The following is an 18,495-nucleotide window of genomic DNA, read 5'->3' as shown; positions in this document are numbered from 1 at the left end:
GTCGTGAATGCAGCCATAAGCAAAATCGATTGTCGCAGGCACGAACGCGGGCCCGGCTAAGCCTTCAGCCTTGACAAATCGGGCGCGTCATGCGCTTGTCCGCGCGATTTAAAGCCCGCGATTCCGTGCCCTTGCCGGATGCCCTTCAAAGAATATGCAGGATAAAACCATGCACCGTTACCGCAGCCACACCTGTGCCGCTCTCCGCAAGACCGATGTCGGTTCCACCGTCCGGCTTTCCGGCTGGGTCCATCGCGTCCGCGACCATGGCGGCGTGCTGTTCATCGACCTGCGCGACCATTACGGCATCACCCAGGTGGTGGCCGATCCGGACAGCCCGGCCTTCAAGCTGGCCGAAACCGTGCGCGGCGAGTGGGTGATCCGCATCGACGGCCTGGTCAAGGCCCGCACCGAGGACACGGTCAACAAGACCATGCCGACCGGCGAGATCGAACTCTACGCCCAGGAGATCGAGGTTCTCTCGGCCGCCAAGGAACTGCCGCTGCCGGTCTTCGGCGAGCCGGACTATCCGGAAGACGTGCGCCTCAAGTACCGCTTCCTCGACCTTCGCCGCGACACGCTGCACAAGAACATCGTCAAGCGCACCCAGATCATCTCGGACATGCGCCGCCGCATGGGCGATATCGGTTTTGGGGAGTACACCACGCCGATCCTGACGGCCTCCTCGCCGGAAGGCGCGCGCGACTTCCTCGTGCCGAGCCGCATCCACGAAGGCCAGTTCTTCGCCCTGCCGCAGGCGCCGCAGCAGTACAAGCAGCTGCTGATGGTCGCCGGCTTCGACCGCTATTTCCAGATCGCCCCCTGTTTCCGCGACGAAGACCCGCGCGCCGACCGCTTGCCGGGCGAGTTCTACCAGCTCGACCTGGAAATGAGCTTTGTCACCCAGGAAGATATCTGGGAGACAATCGAGCCGGTCATGACCCAGGTGTTCGAACAGTTTGCCGACGGCAAGCCGGTCACCCAGAACTGGCCGCGCATTCCCTATGACGTGGCGATCCGCAAATACGGCTCCGACAAGCCGGACCTGCGCAACCCGATCGAAATGCAGGCCGTCACCGAGCATTTCGCCGGCTCCGGCTTCAAGGTCTTCGCCAACATGATCGCCTCGAACCCCAAGGTCGAAGTCTGGGCAATCCCGGCCAAGACGGGTGGTTCGCGCGCCTTTTGCGACCGCATGAACGCCTGGGCCCAGTCGACCGGCCAGCCGGGCCTCGGCTACATCTTCTGGCGTCAGGAAGGTGCCGTGCTCGAAGGCGCCGGCCCGCTCGCCAAGAACATCGGTGAGGAGCGCACCGAAGCGATCCGCACGCAGCTTGGCCTGGATGAGGGCGACGCCTGCTTCTTCGTCGCCGGCGACCCGGCGAAATTCTACAAGTTCGCCGGCGAAGCCCGCACCCGCGCCGGCGAGGAACTGGACCTTGTCGACCGCGACCGTTTCGAGCTTTGCTGGATCGTCGATTTCCCGTTCTACGAATGGAGCGAGGAAGAAAAGAAGATCGACTTCGCCCACAACCCCTTCTCTATGCCGCAGGGTGGTCTGGAAGCGCTGGAAAGCCAGGATCCGCTGTCGCTCAAGGCCTATCAGTATGACGCCGTCTGCAACGGCTTCGAAATCGCCTCGGGCTCGATCCGTAACCAGTCGCCGGAACTGATGGTCAAGGCCTTCGAAAAGGTGGGCTTGAGCCAGGCCGACGTCGAAGAGCGCTTCGGCGGTCTCTACCGCGCCTTCCAGTACGGCGCCCCGCCGCACGGCGGCTGCGCATTCGGCATCGACCGCGTCGTCATGCTGCTCGTCGGCGCGAAGAACCTGCGCGAAATCTCGCTCTTCCCGATGAACCAGCAGGCGCAGGACCTGCTGATGGGCGCCCCGTCGCCGGCAACGCCGACGCAGCTTCGCGAACTGGCGCTGCGCGTCGTGCCGCAGCCGAAGAAGGACTGAATGGCCTAAAAGGCCGACCAATCAAAAAGCCCCGGCAAGCTGTCGCTTCCGGGGCTTTTTGCTGGCCGATCGATCAGGCCTTCGGCAAGGCATTGTCGAGGAAGAACCACTGGTCCAGATGCTCGCGGATCACCGGTTCGATCGCATCGTTGAGAAGCTGGATATCGTCGAGCAGGCGCTCGCCGGATTTCGTCTCCGGCGGCAGGACGATCGGCGGCAGCGCATAGGCTTCGAAGCGGAAGCCGTCTGCGCGCAGATTGTACCACGGGCAGAGCGTCGCCCCGGTCATCCGGGCAAGCCGGATGGTCATCGCCAGGTTGCCTTCGAGATGCGGCTTGCGGCCGAACAGCGGGCCGCGGATCTTGCCGTTCACGCCTTCGTCGCAGAAGGCCGAGACGATGCCACCCTTCTTCAGCACGCGTACGGCGGGCCGGATTCCTTCAAGGCCCGGCGGCAGGAAGTTCAGTCCGTTCTTGCGCCGGACGCGGTCGGCGATCCAGGCCTTGGCCCGTCCCGGTGGCGGCGTGTAGTTGATGTAGGGCACGAGCCCGACACGGTGCAGGATGATGGGGCCTATTTCCCAGTTGCCGAGATGCATTCCGACGAAGATCACCGGGCCGCGCTTGGCGGCATCGATGACCCATTCGATATTGTGGATGCCGATCCGCTCGGGATGCCGGTTCAGCCGGTTGATCACCGAGAACTCGGTCATCAGGCGTCCCTGGGTACGGCAATTCTCGCGGAAGAGGGCTTCCTGTTCGGCCGGGCTCAGGTGCGGGCACAGCTGGGCGATATTGGCCCGCGCCCGCTTTTCCGCGACCTTGTGAAAGCGCGGGATGGCATAGATTCCAAGCCGCGCGCCGAATTTCGAGCAGGCATCCATCGGCAGGATCTTCAGGCCGAAATGGCCGATGAGATGCAGGCCGTTCCAGAGATTGTCGCTGATCCAGTAGCGGATGAAGGCCTTCCGCTTGTCGCCGCCTGCCAAGAAATCGGCAAACCCGGGTGCTTCCGGCGGGCGAAAACGCCAGGCCTTGCGCTTGGCGATGCCGGCCTTGGGAGGGGTCTTGTCGTCAGCCATCGGCTCTCATGCCTCCCGTCGGTGAAGCGTCACCGGCAGCCCGCCCTTGGGACGCAGCGTCAGGCGGCAAAGCGGCTCGACCTTGTGGCCTTCGCGAAGCCGCAGGCTGAATTTCTGCGCTAGGATGGCGAGGCACAGGATCGCCTCCGTCTCGCCGAAATGCTGGCCGGGGCAGACGCGCGGTCCGCTGGCAAAGGGAATGTAGCTGTAGGGCTTCGGCCGGTTGTCGCCGAGAAAGCGCTCCGGCTTGAAGTGGTGCGGCTGCTCGAACAGGCTCGGCGTGCGGTGCAGCAGCCACGGCACGATCAGGACCAGGGAGGCGGGCTCCACGTCGATATTGCCGATCCGGTCCTTCTCCTTGGTCTGGCGGGCGAGGATCGGCACCGGCGGATAGAGCCTGAGCGTCTCGTTGATCACTGCGCGACACCAGTCGAGCTTGGGCACGTCGTCGATCGTCGGCACGCGGTCGCCGCAGACGCGGGCGATCTCGTCATGCATTTCCTTCTCGACCCAGGTCGCCTGCGACAGCAGGTACCAGGCCCAGGTGAGGGTAGCGGCTGTCGTCTCGTGGCCAGCCATGAAAATGGTCGCCGCCTCGTTGCGCAGTGCCACGACGTCGAGATTGAGTTCCGGATTGCGCTTCTGGCGACGGATCAGCAGTTCGACCATGGAACTGTGGTCGCCGAGGCCGGCGAGGTGATCCTCGACCACCTTGTCGATGAGGTCATGGATGCGCTTGACCGACCGGCGGAGCGAGGGCGTGCGCAGCACCGGCAAGCCCTCGTCGAAGCCGAGGAAATAGCCGAGGTTCACCGAATCGATCAGCGACTGGTAGCTCGAGAAGCTGTCGGTGATGGCATCGGCGCTCTCGCGGCCGAGCTGGTTGCCGAACACGCTGCGCGAGATGATCTCGGCGGTGAGCCCCGCCATTTCGTGCAGAACGTTGATCTCGGCGCCGTCGGACATGGAATCCCAGCGCTCGACCATCTCGCTCGCCGTCTTTTCCATCACCGGGCCGAAGGCGGGCACACGGTTGCGATGGACGATGTCGTTGACCAGCGAGCGGCGCTGCTTCCAGGTTTCTCCGTCGGAGATGAACAGGCCGTCGCCCAGCAGATATTCGAGCGCGCGCCGCATCTGCGGGGACTTGCGCTCGAAGTTCTCGTGGCGGTTGACGACCACGTAGCGGATCAGATCGGGCGAGTTCACCAGGACGATCTGCCGGCCCAGGATCCGGATCGAACTGACCTTCTCCTTGAAATCGCCGACGCGCCAGACGGACAGGAAGTCTGTTCGCGCCTGGAGAAGCAGGTTGAGGGGACGATTGGGCTTGCCGCCGTAATAGTCGGCATGGGCCGGCTCGAAGTCGTGTCCTTCGAGTTTTTCGGAGATGTGGACAGGGCGCTGCAGCCAGCCGAGCATGATGTTCCGTTCCGAGAAGAGAGCCGTAGAGGCGGTAGATCCCGTAGGCTAGCCTTAGCGGAAGTCCCGCGCCGGTCAATCCTCAAGCGTGGGATATACTATCGCTCCCGGCCGGGTTCGGCCGGGAGCGCAGATCGGTTGGCGATCGACAGAAGTCGTTATTCGTCGTTCGCGGTGACGGAGACGCCGAGCAGGGCCGGCACGCTTTCCGGCGCGCCCATGGCAGCTCCCATGATCATCGGGAACGGCACCTCTTTTTCCGGCTCCGCAGTGACGGTGATGTTCTTCGGATCGTCGATGAAGGCGTTGACGGCTTCGGAGACTTCGTTCTGCAGCGCGCCGAGCTTGGCCTGGGCGAGCAGGAGCGGCACCATGCCCTTGACCATCTGCGCCATCTGTTCGCCGTCCGACCCCTGCTGCTTGCCGGCATAGTCGAGGCCGCGCTGGGTGATGCCGGCGTCTTCGAAGCTGATCTGCGCGCTCTTGAAAGACATCTGCTGCATCAGGCCGAACATGGCGATCCCCGCAGCCTGCTGGGCCTGCTCGTTCTTCGGATCGGCCTGCATGGTGCGGGCGGTTTCCTGAAACTGCTTGACCAGATCCATCGTGTAGCCGGAAAGGGCGACCGACATGGACAGGCTGCCGACATCCGTAAAGTCGAAGGTATAGTCTTCGAGGTTGATCGTGCCGGACGCCGGTTCCCAACTGCCGCTGACGCTGATGTCGCCATTGACCGTCTGCAGGCCGAGCCCGTCGATCGCGTCCTTGCTATTGGCGTCCTCGACGCTGGTGAGATCCGCTTTGATGCCGGTGACGCTGCCCTCGAACGACAGCGAGCTCTCATCCTCCGCGAGCGAGACCGAACCGCTCGCCTCCGAAATTGCGAAGACCTGCTTGCCGTCGTTCGTCACGGTGATCGGACCGCTGTGGGCTTCCTCATACATCATCAACGAGTTCAGGTCGTCGCCCGTCGTGCTGCCCGGGACCCGCACGCCGGCGAGATAGAGATCCTTGATATTGAAGCTGCTCTTCTCCTCGGTGACATTGACCTCGGGGAACTCGATGCGGTCGATGTGGTAGGCGCCGCCGTCCTCCGCCGTCACGTCCTGGAGCGTCAGATTGCCCAGCACGATCGACTTTTCCTGCGGGCCGGTGGCCGTGAAGGTGGTGCCCTTGAGCACGACGTCATTGCCGTTGACCTCGATCGATTCGGCCTTCAGCACGCCGCTGCCGGCGGCGTAGGCGGCGTTGATCTTGGCGAGCAGATCCTGGCCGTCGATGGCGGCGAAGGCCTGACCGGACAGGACGGCGAAGGCGGCGCCGGCCATCAGAAGCCTGGTGGTGGTGCGGAAGTGGGTCATCAAACGGTCCTTTCGTGAAATCGGGGGATTTCGCCACTGAAAATCATTGGTTCCCTTTATATGGGGCCGGTTGAAAAGTTCCACAGCTTTCATTCGCTGGCGGCGATCCGCCGTCCTCTTGGTGACGATTGTCACACTCCCGGTAATCCACAGCCGGAATGCCGGGATTCCTTGCTGTTTGCGGTGTTCTCGTCTAGTTGAGGGCCATGGGGAAAAGTCTTGTTCCGCCCGGTGACGGCGGCGACCACATACAACCGATCGATCTGAAGGCGGCGCTCGAGGAGCGTTATCTCGCCTATGCCCTGTCGACGATCATGCACCGGGCTCTGCCCGACGTGCGCGACGGGCTGAAGCCGGTGCATCGGCGCATTATCCACGCCATGAGCGAGATGGGCATCCGTCCGAACTCGGCGTTCAAGAAATGCGCCCGTATCGTCGGTGACGTCATCGGTAAGTTCCACCCGCACGGCGACCAGTCGGTCTACGACGCGTTGGTGCGCCTCGCGCAGGATTTTTCGCAGCGCTATCCGGTGGTCGACGGGCAGGGTAATTTCGGCAATATCGACGGCGACTCGGCTGCCGCCTATCGTTACACCGAAGCGCGCATGACCGATGTCGCGGCGCTCCTGCTCGAAGGCATCGAACAGGACGCGGTCGATTTCCGCCCGACCTATAACGAGGAAGACGACGAGCCGGTGGTTCTGCCGGGCGCCTTCCCGAACCTTCTGGCCAACGGCGCCTCCGGCATCGCGGTCGGCATGGCGACCTCGATCCCGCCGCACAATGCGCATGAGATCTGCGACGCCGCGCTCTACCTGATCAAGAATCCGGGCGCGACCGTCGAGGAACTGCTGGCCGATCCGGCCAATCCGCAGAAGGGCGGCATCGAGGGGCCCGACTTCCCGACCGGCGGCATCATCGTCGAGAGCCGCGAGAGCATGATCGAGACCTACCGAACGGGTCGCGGCGGCTTTCGCGTCCGTGCCAGGTGGGAAACCGAGGATCTCGGTCGCGGCGGCTACCAGATCGTCGTCACGCAGATCCCGTTCCAGGTGCAGAAGTCGCGCCTGATCGAGAAGATCGCCGAACTGCTGATCGCCCGCCGTCTGCCGTTGCTCGAGGATATCCGCGACGAATCGGCCGAAGACGTTCGCGTCGTGCTGGTGCCGAAGAGCCGGACCGTCGATCCGACCATCCTGATGGAATCGCTGTTCAAGCTGACCGAGCTCGAAAGCCGAATCCCGCTCAACATGAACGTGCTGAGCCAGGGCAAGGTGCCGAGGGTCATGGCCCTCAACGAAGTGCTGTCCGAGTGGCTGGCGCATCGCAAGGACGTGCTCGTCCGTCGCTCGAAGTTCCGGCTGGCGGCGATCGACCGGCGGCTCGAGATCCTTGGCGGCCTGCTCATCGCCTATCTCAACCTCGACGAGGTGATCCGCATCATCCGCGAGGAGGACGAGCCGAAACCCGTGCTGATCGAGCGGTTCACGCTGACCGACAACCAGGCCGAAGCCATCCTCAACATGCGGCTCAGGAACTTGCGCAAGCTCGAAGAGTTCGAGATCCGCAAGGAGCATGAGGCCCTGTCGGCGGAAAAGGCGGAGATCGAGTCGCTGCTCGCCTCCGACGACAAGCAGTGGCAGACGGTTGCCTGGGAGATCGGCGAGGTCAAGAAGAAGTACGCCAAGGCGACCGAACTCGGCCGCCGCCGGACCACCTTCTCCAATGCGCCGGAGGCCGATATCGAGGCGATCCAGCAGGCGATGATCGAAAAGGAACCGATCACCGTCGTCATCTCCGAAAAGGGCTGGATTCGTGCACTCAAGGGCCACATTTCCGATACGTCGACGCTGACCTTCAAGGAAGGCGACGCGCTTCGCGTGGCCTTCCCGGCCCAGACGACCGACAAGATCCTGCTCATCACCACGGGAGGCAAGGTCTATACGCTGGGCGGCGACAAGCTGCCGGGCGGGCGCGGCCATGGCGAGCCCCTGCGCATCATGGTCGACATGGAAAACGACCAGGACGTGCTGACCGCCTTCGTCCATGTTCCGAGCCGCAAGCTGCTGATCGCCTCGACGGCCGGCAATGGCTTCATCGTCGCCGAAAACGAGATCGTCGCCAATACCCGCAAGGGCAAACAGGTGATGAATGTCGGCATGCCGGACGAGACGAAGCTCGTCGTTCCGGTGACCGGCGACCACGTCGCCGTGGTCGGCGAGAACCGCAAGATGGTGGTTTTCCCGCTGGAGCAGGTTCCCGAAATGACCCGCGGCAAGGGCGTTCGCTTGCAGCGCTACAAGGATGGCGGCATTGCCGACATCAAGTGCTTCGCCATGGCCGACGGCCTGACCTGGGAAGACAGCGCGGCCCGCGTCTTCACCAAGAACAAGGACGAACTGATCGAGTGGCTGAGTGACCGCGCAGCCGCCGGACGGACGGTGCCCAAGGGTTTCCCGCGCAGCGGCAAGTTCTCCGGCTGAGTTCTACCGGATCAGGACAGCGGAACGGTGTGATCCCTGAGGAAGCGCGTCGCGCCTTCCTCATCGATCTCGCCTGCCGCGACGGCGAGGACGAAGGCCACCACCGACGCTTGGTCCGCGTCGATCAGTAAGCCATTGATGTAGAGGAACGTGAAAGCCGCCAGGAAACCGGTTCGCTTGTTGCCGTCGGAAAAGGGGTGGTTCCTGACGATGCCGTAGAGATAAGCGGCTGCCAACGCCAGAACATCGCTTTCTCCATCGGCTGCCTTGTGAAGGGGCCGCGCAAGAGCGGCTTCGAGCGCGTATTCATCCTTGAGGCCGGGCAATCCTCCATGCCCCGCGAGTTGTTCGCGGTGGATGGCTTTCACGGCTTCACGGGAAAGCCACTCAGGTCCGCTCATTTGGCCAATTCACGCAGAGCGATCCGGTATTTCTTCATGCCTTCGCGCGCTGCCTCCATCTGTTCGGCCAGATCTGCGGGCTCAGGCGTCAAGCGAATGCCGCCATCGGTCTCCTCGACGTCCAGTTTGTCCCCCGCTTTCAAGCCCAGGCGATCGAGGATTTCCTTGGGGATGATGATGCCTTCGGAATTGCCGATCTTGCGGATGATGACGTTCATGGAAATGGTCCCTGTGTTGCAACGGCGTTATAACATGAGGTCATGAGCCGGTAAAGATCGACCCGGGCCCTGGATGCTGACCTCTGCGATTGATCGTCGTCAAGGCGGCGCGCTCCGGCAGGCCTAAGCTGCCACTCATAAATGCAGGAGAAAGCCAATGCTGACACGACGCGGGACACTGGCAGGCGGGGCGGCGGTTCTGGCCCTTGGCGGGGCCGGTGTGATGCTGTCCACCAGACTGGCGGCGGATCGCTACACCGCTTTTGCCGTGCATCTGCGGGAACCCCTGAACCCATCCAGCGGGTCCCGCGACCTGATCCGCTATGCGACGCTCGCCGCGAGCGGGCACAACACCCAGCCCTGGCTGTTTCGCCAAAGCGCGCAGGCCATCGCCGTGACGCCCGATCTCTCGCGGCGCACGCCGGTCGTCGATCCGGATGACCATCACCTGTATGTGAGCCTCGGCTGCGCGGTTGAGAATCTGGCAATCGCGGCAGGGGCCACGGGGCGGCCGGGCGAAGTGACGGACATGGGCGAGGGCGGTGCCATCTTCACCTTCTCGTCGCAGGCCGAAACGGCAGACACGATGGTCGCAGAACTGTTTCAAGCCATTCCGCTGCGCCAGTCCACCCGCAGTCTTTATGATGGAAAACCGGTATCCGCCGACCAACTCGAACGGCTGTCAAACGGGGCGGCGGTCGAAGGTGTCGACATCGCGCTCATCACCGATCGGTCGACCATCGATCAAGTGCGCGACCTCGTCATTGCCGGCAATGATTTCCAGATGGCCGACCCCGCCTTCATACGGGAACTGAAGGACTGGCTGCGTTTCAGTCCATCGGCAGCAATGAAAAGCGGGGACGGGCTTTATGCGCCGGCAAGCGGCAATCCGCCCTTGCCGGATTGGCTGGGACCCATCGCCTTCGACCTGGCGTTCAAGCCGAAGAGCGAAGCGGACAAATATGCGCGTCACATGGATAGCTCTGCCGGTATCGCTGTTTTCTCAGCGAGGGACGAAGGGCCGGCAGGCTGGATTGCCGTGGGGCGTGCGTGTCAGCGTTTCTGCCTGACCGCCACGGCGCTGGGCTTGAAGACCGCCTTCGTCAACCAGCCCGTAGAAGTCCCGGCATTGCGCGATGATATGGCCGCATTGGCGGGTTTTGGCGGGCGCAGGCCCGATATCGTCCTGCGCTTCGGCCACGCGCCGGCCATGCCCTATTCGCCGCGCCGTCCCGTGGACGCGGTGCTCATGGCGTGACGCCCGGACCTGGCGTGGCGGCGCCTCTGCTCTGGCGGGCGTGCAGACCCGCAACAGAGTGGGCGAGCAATGCGCCGACGATCACGGTCCCGCCGAGCAGGGTCGCCGTCGACGGCACCTCGCGGAAGATCATCCACATCCAGACGGGCGCAAGAACCGTCTCCAGCAGGTAGAACATGCCGACTTCGGCGGCCGGCAGGAAGCGCGGAGCGGTCGCCAGAAGCCAGAAGGCGAGCGGCATCATCACCAGCCCGTCGAGCAGTGCCCAGCCGGGAGACTGCATGGCAAAGCCTTCTGGCCAGGCGAAGAACAGGCTGATGGCCGCAGGGATGGCCGAGGCGAGCAGCGGCACGAAACCCATTGGTTGCCCGGAGGCGCGGGCCGTGGTCAGGCCGGCTGCGATCAGGACGGCTGCGGTGAGGGCGAGGAGATCGCCGAAAAAATGGCCGGCGGCGAGGCCGTCGCCGACGATCAGCACGACGCCCGCGACCATCGCGCCCATGGTGACCAGCGTCGACCGGCTGGGCACCTCCTTCATGAAGAGCCAGGACAGCAGCGCGGCAAACATCGGCGAGAAGGCGACGATGAAGACCACATTGGCCGTCGTGGTGTGATAGACGGCGGCGACGAAGGCCATGGTGCTGAGGCCGTAGAACAAGCCGGCGAGCAGGCCCGCCCGTCCCGGCACGAACGTTTCGCGCCTCCCGAGGACGAAGCGGATGACCGCCATGGCCAGAAGGGCCACGACGAGTGTGGACAGGCTGCGGAGCGCAAGGACCGGCCAGAGGCTGCCCTCGGTCAGCCGCACAAGGGGAATGTCGAAGGACAGGAAGAGGCCACCGGCCGTGGCGACGAGAAGGCCGGTGCGGCGCACGGCATGATGGTCTGGTGTCATTCTAGGTCCGAACGGTCATCGACATCGTTCGGCTGGTATCGTTCCCATCCCTGATTGGTCAAGTGCTCCTGCGGCTGGAAGCGGGTCTTGTAGTCCATCTTGTGCGAGCCCTTGACCCAGTAGCCGAGATAGACATGCGGCAGTCCGAGCGCCTTGGCGCGCTTGACGTGGTCCAGCACCATCATCGTGCCGAGCGAGCGCTTGACCATCGCCGGATTGAAGAAGGAATAGACCATCGACAGGCCATCGCTCATCAGGTCGGAGAGCGCCACGGCGACCAGCTCGCCCTTGGGCTGCAGGCTGAGGCCGTCGCCCGGGCTGCGGAGCCGGTATTCGATGAGGCGCGTCTGGACATGGGTGTCCTCGACCATGATGGCATAGTCGAGCGCCGACATGTCGGACATGCCACCTTGCTGGTGGCGGTCGTCGAGATAGGTGCGGAAAAGCGAGAACTGTTCGGTTGAGGGCTGGGCTGGGAAGACGGTCGAGACGACGTCCTTGTTCGCCGCCTGCACCCGCTTGAAGGCGCGGCCCGGCTCGAATTCGTCCACCAGGATGCGGACCGATACGCAGGCACGGCAACCCTCGCAGGCCGGCCGGTAGGCGATGTTCTGCGAGCGGCGGAACCCGCCCTGCGTCAAGAGGTCGTTCATCTCCGTGGCGCGCGGTCCGATCAGGTGGGTGAAGACCTTGCGCTCCATCTCGCCCGCCAAGTAGGGGCACGGCGCGGGCGCCGTGAGGTAGAACTGCGGGGAAGGAGATGCCTGGGTGTTCATTGTTCGCCGGTCAGGAGCCTCTCGCCATGAATACGCCCATTAGCATGGCGCAAGATTGCAAAACGTCAACACTCCGTCACAAAACGATACGCGCCGTGCTTGGCAAGAGCGGCGGGCATTACCCGCCGCGGGCTCCTCACGCGGTTCGGATCGTCGCCGTACCGAGCAGCAGATCGTGCACTAGGCGCGAGCGTTCGGTGAACAGGCCGGCCAGAAGGATGAGCGGCGTCAGCACCGAGTTGAGGATCCAGAACAGTGCCAGATGGGCGATCGCGGTGACGAAATCGATGCGCTGCCCGTCGAGTCGTACCATGGCAATCCCCACGGCCCGCATGCCCGGCGTCGCCTGCGAAGGCCCGGCGAGCGACAGGCCGAAATAGAGGCCGGCGACGACGAAGAACAGGATCGGATAGAGCAGGAAGCCGAGGCCGAGCGTCAGCACGCCGAGGAAGAAGACCAGCACGGCAGCCGGCACCCAGAGTGCGGCGACGATCAGATAGTCGATGAGAAAGGCGAAGACGCGGCGCGACAGCACGCCGCTATAGGCGCGCCAATCGTCCGGTGCGGCGTAGATCGGATTCGGGTCGAGGGCCATGGGTCATCCTTTCCTGATGTTCCTGATATGGGTGGCGGGCGGGCAAATGCAATGCCCCCTTCCGCGCACTTCTCAGGTCCGCTCGCCGCCGGCTTCCCTGAGCGTCAAGGCGAAACCGACCGCGAAAGCGATCTCCGTGACGATCGCCAACCAGATCCCGTAGCCACTTTGCCCGCGCGCGAAGCCGACCATGCCGAGCGCTGCGAGCAGCACGCATGACACCATGAAGCCTTTCGCCAGCGCGTGCCGGGAGGCGCTTGGCGGGGCCCTGCGTGAACCTGCGAAAACCACGGCAAGGCCGGCAAACAGTGCGCCGCCCCTTTGCCCGACCAGCAGGGTGCCGCCGCCGGCGTCGATCTGGAAGATGACAAGCGGCACCTGCGGAACTGCGAGCCAAAGCGCGCCGAGCAGGCCGCAGACCAAAGCCGCGGCGGTGGCCACCACCTCGAAGCGCGACAGCGTCATGGGGCCCTTCATGATTTCGCCAGATGTTTGGCCACATCCACCGCAAAATAGGTGAGGATGCCGTCACAGCCGGCGCGCTTGAAGCAGAGCAGGGTTTCCAGCATGGCGCGCTCGCCGTCGATCCAGCCATTGGCGGCAGCAGCCTTGATCTGCGCATATTCGCCCGAGACCTGATAGGCGAAGACCGGAAGGCCGAAGGCTTCCTTCATCCTCCAGCAGATGTCGAGATAGGGCAGGCCGGGCTTGACCATCAGCATGTCGGCACCTTCCTCGACGTCGAGGGCCGCGTCGCGCATCGCCTCGGTGCCGTTGGCCGGGTCGATGTAGTAGCTCTTCTTGTTGCCCTTCAGCAGCCCCCCGGTCGAGATCGCCTCGCGATAGGGGCCGTAGTAGCAGGAGGCGAACTTGGTGGCATAGGACATGATGCCGACCGACTGGTGGCCGGCGGCGTCGAGGCCGCGACGGATGGCGCCGATCCGGCCGTCCATCATGTCGGAGGGCGCGATGATGTCGGAGCCGGCATCGGCCTGCAGCACGGCGGCGCGGACGATCTGGTCAACGGTCTCGTCATTGACGATCTCGTTGCCGCGCAGGATGCCGTCATGGCCGTGGCTGGTGAACGGATCGAGCGCCACATCGGTGATGACGCCGATGTTCGGCACGGCCTTCTTGATGGCGGCGGTCGCACGGTTGATCAGGTTGTTGGCTTCGAGGATCTGCGAACCCGTTTCGTCGCGCAGGTTCATCTCGACATTGGGAAAGGTGGCCAGCGCCGGGATGCCGAGATCTGCCGCTTCCTTCGCGGCTTCGACGGCCTTGTCGATCGTCATGCGGTTCACGCCCGGCATGGCGGCGATCGGCTCGACGATGCCCTCTCCGGGAATGATGAAGATCGGCCAGATGAGATCGTCGACCGTCAGGCGGTTTTCCAGCACGAGACGGCGGGTCCAGTCGGCCTTGCGGTTGCGGCGCATCCGGCGGTGACCGGTGATGTCGTCGACCAGATGTGTCTTGTCCTGCATGGCGAAGTCCTCGTCCTTGTCTCGTGGGTAGCGGCTGGATAGCACTTACGGCAGGGATTGCCAAAGCGGAAGACGACGCTTGGTCGCGGCGGTAGCTGGCGGCGGCAGGTGCCTTCGGCGTATCCTTGCGCCATGGAACCTGATTCTCCCAGCACACCCAGACGCAGCCTCACCGAAATCCTGTTCGTGGTCTTCCTGCGAATGGTCGCGGTGGCGTGCCTTTGGTTCGCGCTTCAATACTGGGCCATGCTGGTCGGTTATTCGCTGGGTGGCCGGGCGCGGTTCGACCTGCTGGACCTGCCCTGGAAAGTGGCGGGCACCAGTCTGGCGGTGATCTTCCCCGTCGCCGCGCTCGGGCTGTGGATGGCGGTGTCCTGGGGGCCGGTCATCTGGGCGCTGGGGGCAGGGGGGCAGATCCTGATGTACTGGTTGTGGTCGGGCATCTTCGGCTACAACAAGCTTGCGATCGCCATGCACGCTCTTGTCGCCTTCGTTTATCTGGTGTTCCGCTTGGCGCTCTGGCTCGAAATGCGCCACAAGGGCGAAGAGATAAGGGTTGATTTACCCTGATCGCAGGAGCGGCTTTGGTAAGCCTCTGTTAAGCCTGCGTTTTAAATAGAATTTTATGCGCATTGGATATGGTCCTCACTAAGGCGGGAGAAAACAACAGCCGCCACCCAAACAGTGAGGCAGACCGACATGAACACCAAGATGAAGCCGCAGCCGGCAACGCTCGATCCCCAGGAAGACGCGATCCGGAATCTCTATCTCGAATCCCTGCACCTCGTTGAACGTCTCCATCGCCGTCTTCTTGACGTGATCAAGGATGAGTTCGACCGCCAGGGTCGCAGCGACGTCAACGCCGTCCAGGCTCTTCTCCTCTTCAACATCGGCAATTCGGAACTGACCGCCGGCGAACTGCGCTCGCGCGGCTACTATCTCGGCTCGAACGTCTCCTACAACGTCAAGAAGCTCGTCGATCTGGGCTTCATCAACCACCAGCGTTCGCGCATCGACCGCCGCTCGGTCCGTATCAGCCTGACGGAAGCCGGTCAGGAAGTGGCCGAAACCGTGGCCAAGCTTTACGAACGCCACATTGGTTCGATCCAGAAGGTCGGCGGCATCGGTTCCGACGAATTCACCCAGATGAACAAGCTGCTGCAGCGGCTGGACCGCTTCTGGAACGACAGCATCATGTACCGTCTCTAATCCACGAGAGACCTGCTTCTGCTGTATTTCCTCCAGTCATACCGCGGCACGAGATGGCGCCAGGTGGCAGAATTGCCCACCATGGCGCCCGCTCGCGTTGTGCACGCTGCCGAAGCGTGATGGACTGGTGTTACAGTCGATCCGGCACGCGCCGCGACCGGTGCGATGACGTGTTCGTGAATCGCACACAATGCCCCGAGCCACGAATTGGCCATATTGATATGGGACCCGCCATGCATGCAAAAGCTGCAATTGTGTCGTGGCTGAAGCCCGCTGTTTGACACGGCGAGGGGCGTTCATCGTCCATTTGTTAACCATGCCGCCGTAAGGGATGGTATGAGTCGTTCAATTTGGAAAACGGTAGGAAAAATGTCGAAAAAGTCCGGAAACGTTGCCTTGTCGCGCCGCGCCCTTCTTCAGGGGGCCGCAGTCGCCGGCGCCGCCGCCATCGCCGGCCAGGCAGCCGCCCAGACAGCCATCGACGAGCTGATCGCGGCACCGAAGCGCGGCAACTGGGATGATCAGTTCGACGCCAAGGCGTCGCGCACCGTCGCTGGCGTGACCTCCAACACACCGATGCTGAGCCCCAACAACTTCATCTACATCCAGCAGGCGATCACCGACTACCAGACGATCGTGGCGAACGGCGGCTGGCCGCAGGTCAACCCATCGGTCAAGCTGAAGATCGGCGTCAATGATCCGTCCGTGCAGCAGCTGCGCCAGCGCCTGATGATCTCGGGCGATCTGCCGCGCTCGGCCGGCATGTCAAGCTCGTTCGACTCCTACGTCGACGGCGCGGTGAAGCGCTTCCAGGCCCGTCACGGCCTGCCGGAAGACGGCGTTCTGGGCGAATTCACCCTGAAGGCGCTGAACGTATCGGCCGACACCCGCCTGATGCAGCTCAACGTCAACCAGCAGCGCCTGCAGGCGATGATGAGCAAGCCGCTCGAAAATCGCTACATCGTCGTCAACATTCCGGCGGCCTATGTCGAAGCCGTCGAGGGCGATCGCGTCGCTCTGCGCAACACCGCGATCGTCGGCCGCATCAGCCGTCCGTCGCCGACGCTCGATTCCAAGGTCAGTGACGTCATCCTCAACCCCTACTGGACGTCGCCGCGCTCGATCGTTGAAAAAGACATCGTGCCGATGATGCAGAAGGACCCGACCTATCTGAAGCGCAACAGCATCCGCCTGATCGACGGCAACGGCCAGGAAGTCGCACCGGAAACCATCGACTGGTTCGCCCCCAAGGCACCGAACCTCATGTTCCGCCAGGACCCGGGCAAGATCAACGCCATGTCCTCGACGAAGATCAACTTCCCGAGCCCGGATGGCGTCTACATGCACGACACCCCGACGCAGGGCCTGTTCAACAAGCTGATGCGCTTCGAATCCTCGGGCTGCGTCCGCGTCCAGAACGTCCGCGACCTGGTCGTCTGGCTCTTGAAGAACACGCCCGGCTGGACCCGCCAGGAAATCGAGCGCGTCATCGCCACCCGCGTCAACACGCCGATCCCGCTGGGCGACGAAGTCGGCGTGCACTGGGTCTATATCTCGGCCTGGTCGGCAAAGGACAACATTGTCCAGTTCCGCGACGACATTTACGAGCTGGATGGCAATGCGCAGCTTGCTCTGCAGACCAATATCGGTGTCGAGCAGGTCGGCGGTTCGGTCGACGACGACATCCTGCCGCAATAATCGCTTTTAACGTTTTTTGAGACAACGGCCGCGCTCCGCAAAGAGCGCGGCTTTTTTGTGCCGGCTTGCTGCCGTTGAACGAACTTCATACAAGGCAGATAGTGCCGCGGCAGTTCAGGCTGCGGGACGAGTTGATCAAGCGGGGGACATGCCGGTGGGGCCAATTGCGCGCAGGACTGTGCTGATCGGGGCGGGAGCATTGGCCGGTGGCCTTTTGACCCGCACCGTGATGCGGGACGACCGACCGGAAGGCTCCGTCTTTCCAGCCGAACCGATGGCGGGTGAGGGCGATATTCTCAACGATGCCAGCCTGTTGAGCCCGACGCGGGTGGCAGCGCACTTCACCCTGTCGAACGATCAGCGCGAGGCACTGGTCACGAGCCTGCAGGCCGAGCTTGCGCAGGCACGCAGCGCCGGCCGACCGGTTGTCGTCAGCGCCGCCCGCCACTCCATGGGCGGCCAGAGTCTCGTGGCGAACGGCTCTGTCGTCACGCTCGACAAGGGCTGGCTGGAGGCCGACACGCAAAACAGGACCTGCCGCGTTTCGGCCGGCATGCGCTGGAGCGAAGTGATCGCAAGGCTCGACGCCATCGGCTTCTCGCCAAAAGTCATGCAGTCCAACAATGATTTCGGCGTGGCCAGCACCTTTTCGGTCAACGCCCATGGCTGGCCGGTGCCGTGGAGCGCCTTTGGCAGCACGGTGCGCTCCATCCTGCTGATGCTGGCCTCCGGCGAACTGGTGACCTGCTCGCGCACGGAAAATACCGAACTGTTCAATCTTGCCATGGGCGGCTACGGTCTCATCGGTGCCATCGTCGAGCTTGAAATGGAGATCGTGGCGAACCGCAATCTGGAGCCGACCTTCGAGCGTTTGCCGGGCGACCAGTTCGGCAAGCGGTTTGTCGAGGTGCTGAAATCCGATCCGACCATCGAGATGGCCTATGGCCGGCTGGACGTGACGATCGGCTCCTTCTTCGACGAGGCGCTGCTGATCACCTATCGGCCGACCGCCGACCAGTCGCAGCTGCCGGCCGCCAGCGGTTCGGGCATCGTCAGCCATGTCGCGGCAAAGATCTTTCGGGCGCAGCTTCAATCGGACCGCGTCAAGACCCTGCGCTGGGCGATGGAAACCACCATCGGCCCGAGCATGGCCTCGGGCCTTGCCACCCGCAACAGCCTGATGAACGAGCCGGCGGTGACGCTGGATGATGGCGATCCGACGCGCACCGATATCCTGCATGAATATTTCGTCTCACCGGATCGTTTTGCCGATTTCGTGACGGCCTGCCGGGACATCATCCCGTCATCCTACCAGGAACTCCTGAACGTCACCCTGCGTTTCGTCGATACCGATCGTGATAGTGTGCTGGCTTACGCGACCGAGCCGCGGATCGCGGCCGTCATGCTGTTTTCGCAGGAAATGACGGTGCGTGGCGAAGGCGACATGGCGCGCATGACCTCAGCGCTGATCGAACGGGTGTTGGAAATCGGCGGGACCTACTATCTGCCCTATCGTCCGCATGCGCGACCGGATCAGTTCGTGCGCGGCTACGGCCGGACGGCGGAATTTGCCGCGGCAAAACGTCGGCTCGATCCCGATCTGCTGTTTCGCAACGGGCTCTGGGACAACTATATTGCGGCCCTGTGAGGC

The 18,495-nt window shown here is 63.4% G+C and carries 17 protein-coding genes; 7 read left to right on the top strand and 10 right to left on the bottom strand.

The annotated features are described in order from the left end of the window. Positions 1-169: 169 nt before the first annotated feature. On the top strand, positions 170-1,960 hold the full coding sequence (gene aspS, locus L867_RS0106115) for an aspartate--tRNA ligase (RefSeq protein WP_028736059.1): 1,791 nt from the start codon (positions 170-172) through the stop codon (positions 1,958-1,960). Between the two features lie 73 nt (positions 1,961-2,033). On the opposite strand, the gene L867_RS0106110 is transcribed toward aspS, so the two are convergent. From L867_RS0106110 to L867_RS0106100, 3 genes are all read right to left on the bottom strand, one after another. Then, entirely contained in the window at positions 2,034-3,041 is a 1,008-nt protein-coding gene (locus L867_RS0106110) for a lysophospholipid acyltransferase family protein (protein WP_028736058.1), read from the bottom strand. Positions 3,042-3,047: 6 nt separating this feature from the next. Then, a complete protein-coding gene (locus L867_RS0106105; RefSeq protein WP_028736057.1) occupies positions 3,048-4,463 on the bottom strand; it encodes a cytochrome P450 in 1,416 nt (471 codons plus the stop codon). Between the two features lie 158 nt (positions 4,464-4,621). Beyond that, on the bottom strand, positions 4,622-5,824 hold the full coding sequence (locus tag L867_RS0106100; RefSeq protein ID WP_028736056.1) for a hypothetical protein: 1,203 nt from the start codon (positions 5,822-5,824) through the stop codon (positions 4,622-4,624). Between the two features lie 206 nt (positions 5,825-6,030). On the opposite strand from L867_RS0106100, the gene parC reads away from it, so the two are divergent. Then, on the top strand, positions 6,031-8,307 hold the full coding sequence (gene parC / locus L867_RS0106095) for a DNA topoisomerase IV subunit A (protein WP_028736055.1): 2,277 nt from the start codon (positions 6,031-6,033) through the stop codon (positions 8,305-8,307). Positions 8,308-8,318: 11 nt separating this feature from the next. Here parC and L867_RS0106090 read toward each other — a convergent pair whose 3' ends face one another. Both L867_RS0106090 and L867_RS0106085 read right to left on the bottom strand, forming a co-directional pair. Then, positions 8,319-8,708 (bottom strand): type II toxin-antitoxin system death-on-curing family toxin, encoded by a 390-nt coding sequence (locus tag L867_RS0106090; RefSeq protein WP_028736054.1) that lies wholly within the window; start codon positions 8,706-8,708, stop codon positions 8,319-8,321. Beyond that, positions 8,705-8,926, bottom strand: coding sequence for an AbrB/MazE/SpoVT family DNA-binding domain-containing protein (locus L867_RS0106085; protein ID WP_028736053.1), 222 nt, complete (start codon positions 8,924-8,926; stop codon positions 8,705-8,707). The genes L867_RS0106090 and L867_RS0106085 overlap by 4 nt, the downstream gene beginning before the upstream one ends. A 157-nt stretch (positions 8,927-9,083) precedes the next feature. On the opposite strand from L867_RS0106085, the gene L867_RS0106080 reads away from it, so the two are divergent. Then, complete coding sequence (locus L867_RS0106080) at positions 9,084-10,184, top strand: Acg family FMN-binding oxidoreductase (protein ID WP_232363896.1); 1,101 nt, start codon at positions 9,084-9,086, stop codon at positions 10,182-10,184. Here L867_RS0106080 and L867_RS0106075 read toward each other — a convergent pair. From L867_RS0106075 to hemB, 5 genes are all read right to left on the bottom strand, one after another. Next, on the bottom strand, positions 10,174-11,079 hold the full coding sequence (locus L867_RS0106075) for a DMT family transporter (RefSeq protein WP_028736051.1): 906 nt from the start codon (positions 11,077-11,079) through the stop codon (positions 10,174-10,176). The two genes, L867_RS0106080 and L867_RS0106075, sit on opposite strands and share 11 nt — an antisense overlap. Further along, on the bottom strand, positions 11,076-11,855 hold the full coding sequence (locus tag L867_RS0106070; protein WP_028736050.1) for an arginyltransferase: 780 nt from the start codon (positions 11,853-11,855) through the stop codon (positions 11,076-11,078). Before L867_RS0106070 ends, L867_RS0106075 begins: the two co-directional genes overlap by 4 nt. 136 nt (positions 11,856-11,991) lie before the next feature. Then, positions 11,992-12,450 carry an RDD family protein gene (locus L867_RS0106065; protein WP_028736049.1) on the bottom strand — a complete coding sequence of 153 codons (459 nt, stop codon included), beginning with the start codon at positions 12,448-12,450 and terminating at the stop codon, positions 11,992-11,994. A 72-nt stretch (positions 12,451-12,522) separates the two neighbouring features. After that, a complete protein-coding gene (locus tag L867_RS0106060; RefSeq protein ID WP_028736048.1) occupies positions 12,523-12,915 on the bottom strand; it encodes a hypothetical protein in 393 nt (130 codons plus the stop codon). 8 nt (positions 12,916-12,923) lie between these two features. Next, positions 12,924-13,937 (bottom strand): porphobilinogen synthase, encoded by a 1,014-nt coding sequence (gene hemB, locus L867_RS0106055; RefSeq protein WP_028736047.1) that lies wholly within the window; start codon positions 13,935-13,937, stop codon positions 12,924-12,926. Between the two features lie 132 nt (positions 13,938-14,069). On the opposite strand from hemB, the gene L867_RS0106050 reads away from it, so the two are divergent. The 4 genes from L867_RS0106050 to L867_RS0106035 all read left to right on the top strand — a co-directional run bounded on the left by L867_RS0106050 (position 14,070) and on the right by L867_RS0106035 (position 18,492). Continuing rightward, the gene (locus L867_RS0106050) at positions 14,070-14,507 is read left to right on the top strand and encodes a DUF6163 family protein (protein ID WP_028736046.1); all 438 of its coding nucleotides are present in this window, start codon (positions 14,070-14,072) and stop codon (positions 14,505-14,507) included. A 129-nt stretch (positions 14,508-14,636) separates the two neighbouring features. Continuing rightward, complete coding sequence (gene ldtR / locus L867_RS0106045; protein WP_028736045.1) at positions 14,637-15,146, top strand: transcriptional regulator LdtR; 510 nt, start codon at positions 14,637-14,639, stop codon at positions 15,144-15,146. Between the two features lie 369 nt (positions 15,147-15,515). Next, positions 15,516-16,844 (top strand): L,D-transpeptidase family protein, encoded by a 1,329-nt coding sequence (locus tag L867_RS0106040; RefSeq protein ID WP_028736044.1) that lies wholly within the window; start codon positions 15,516-15,518, stop codon positions 16,842-16,844. Between the two features lie 154 nt (positions 16,845-16,998). Beyond that, positions 16,999-18,492 (top strand): FAD-binding oxidoreductase, encoded by a 1,494-nt coding sequence (locus L867_RS0106035; protein ID WP_028736043.1) that lies wholly within the window; start codon positions 16,999-17,001, stop codon positions 18,490-18,492. The last annotated feature ends 3 nt before the right edge of the window (positions 18,493-18,495 follow it).

The organism is Paenirhizobium selenitireducens ATCC BAA-1503 (genome assembly GCF_000518785.1).
Classification (GTDB): domain Bacteria; phylum Pseudomonadota; class Alphaproteobacteria; order Rhizobiales; family Rhizobiaceae; genus Allorhizobium; species Allorhizobium selenitireducens.
Note: the sequence above shows the minus strand (reverse complement) of the source record. Positions and strands in the feature narration are given on the sequence as shown.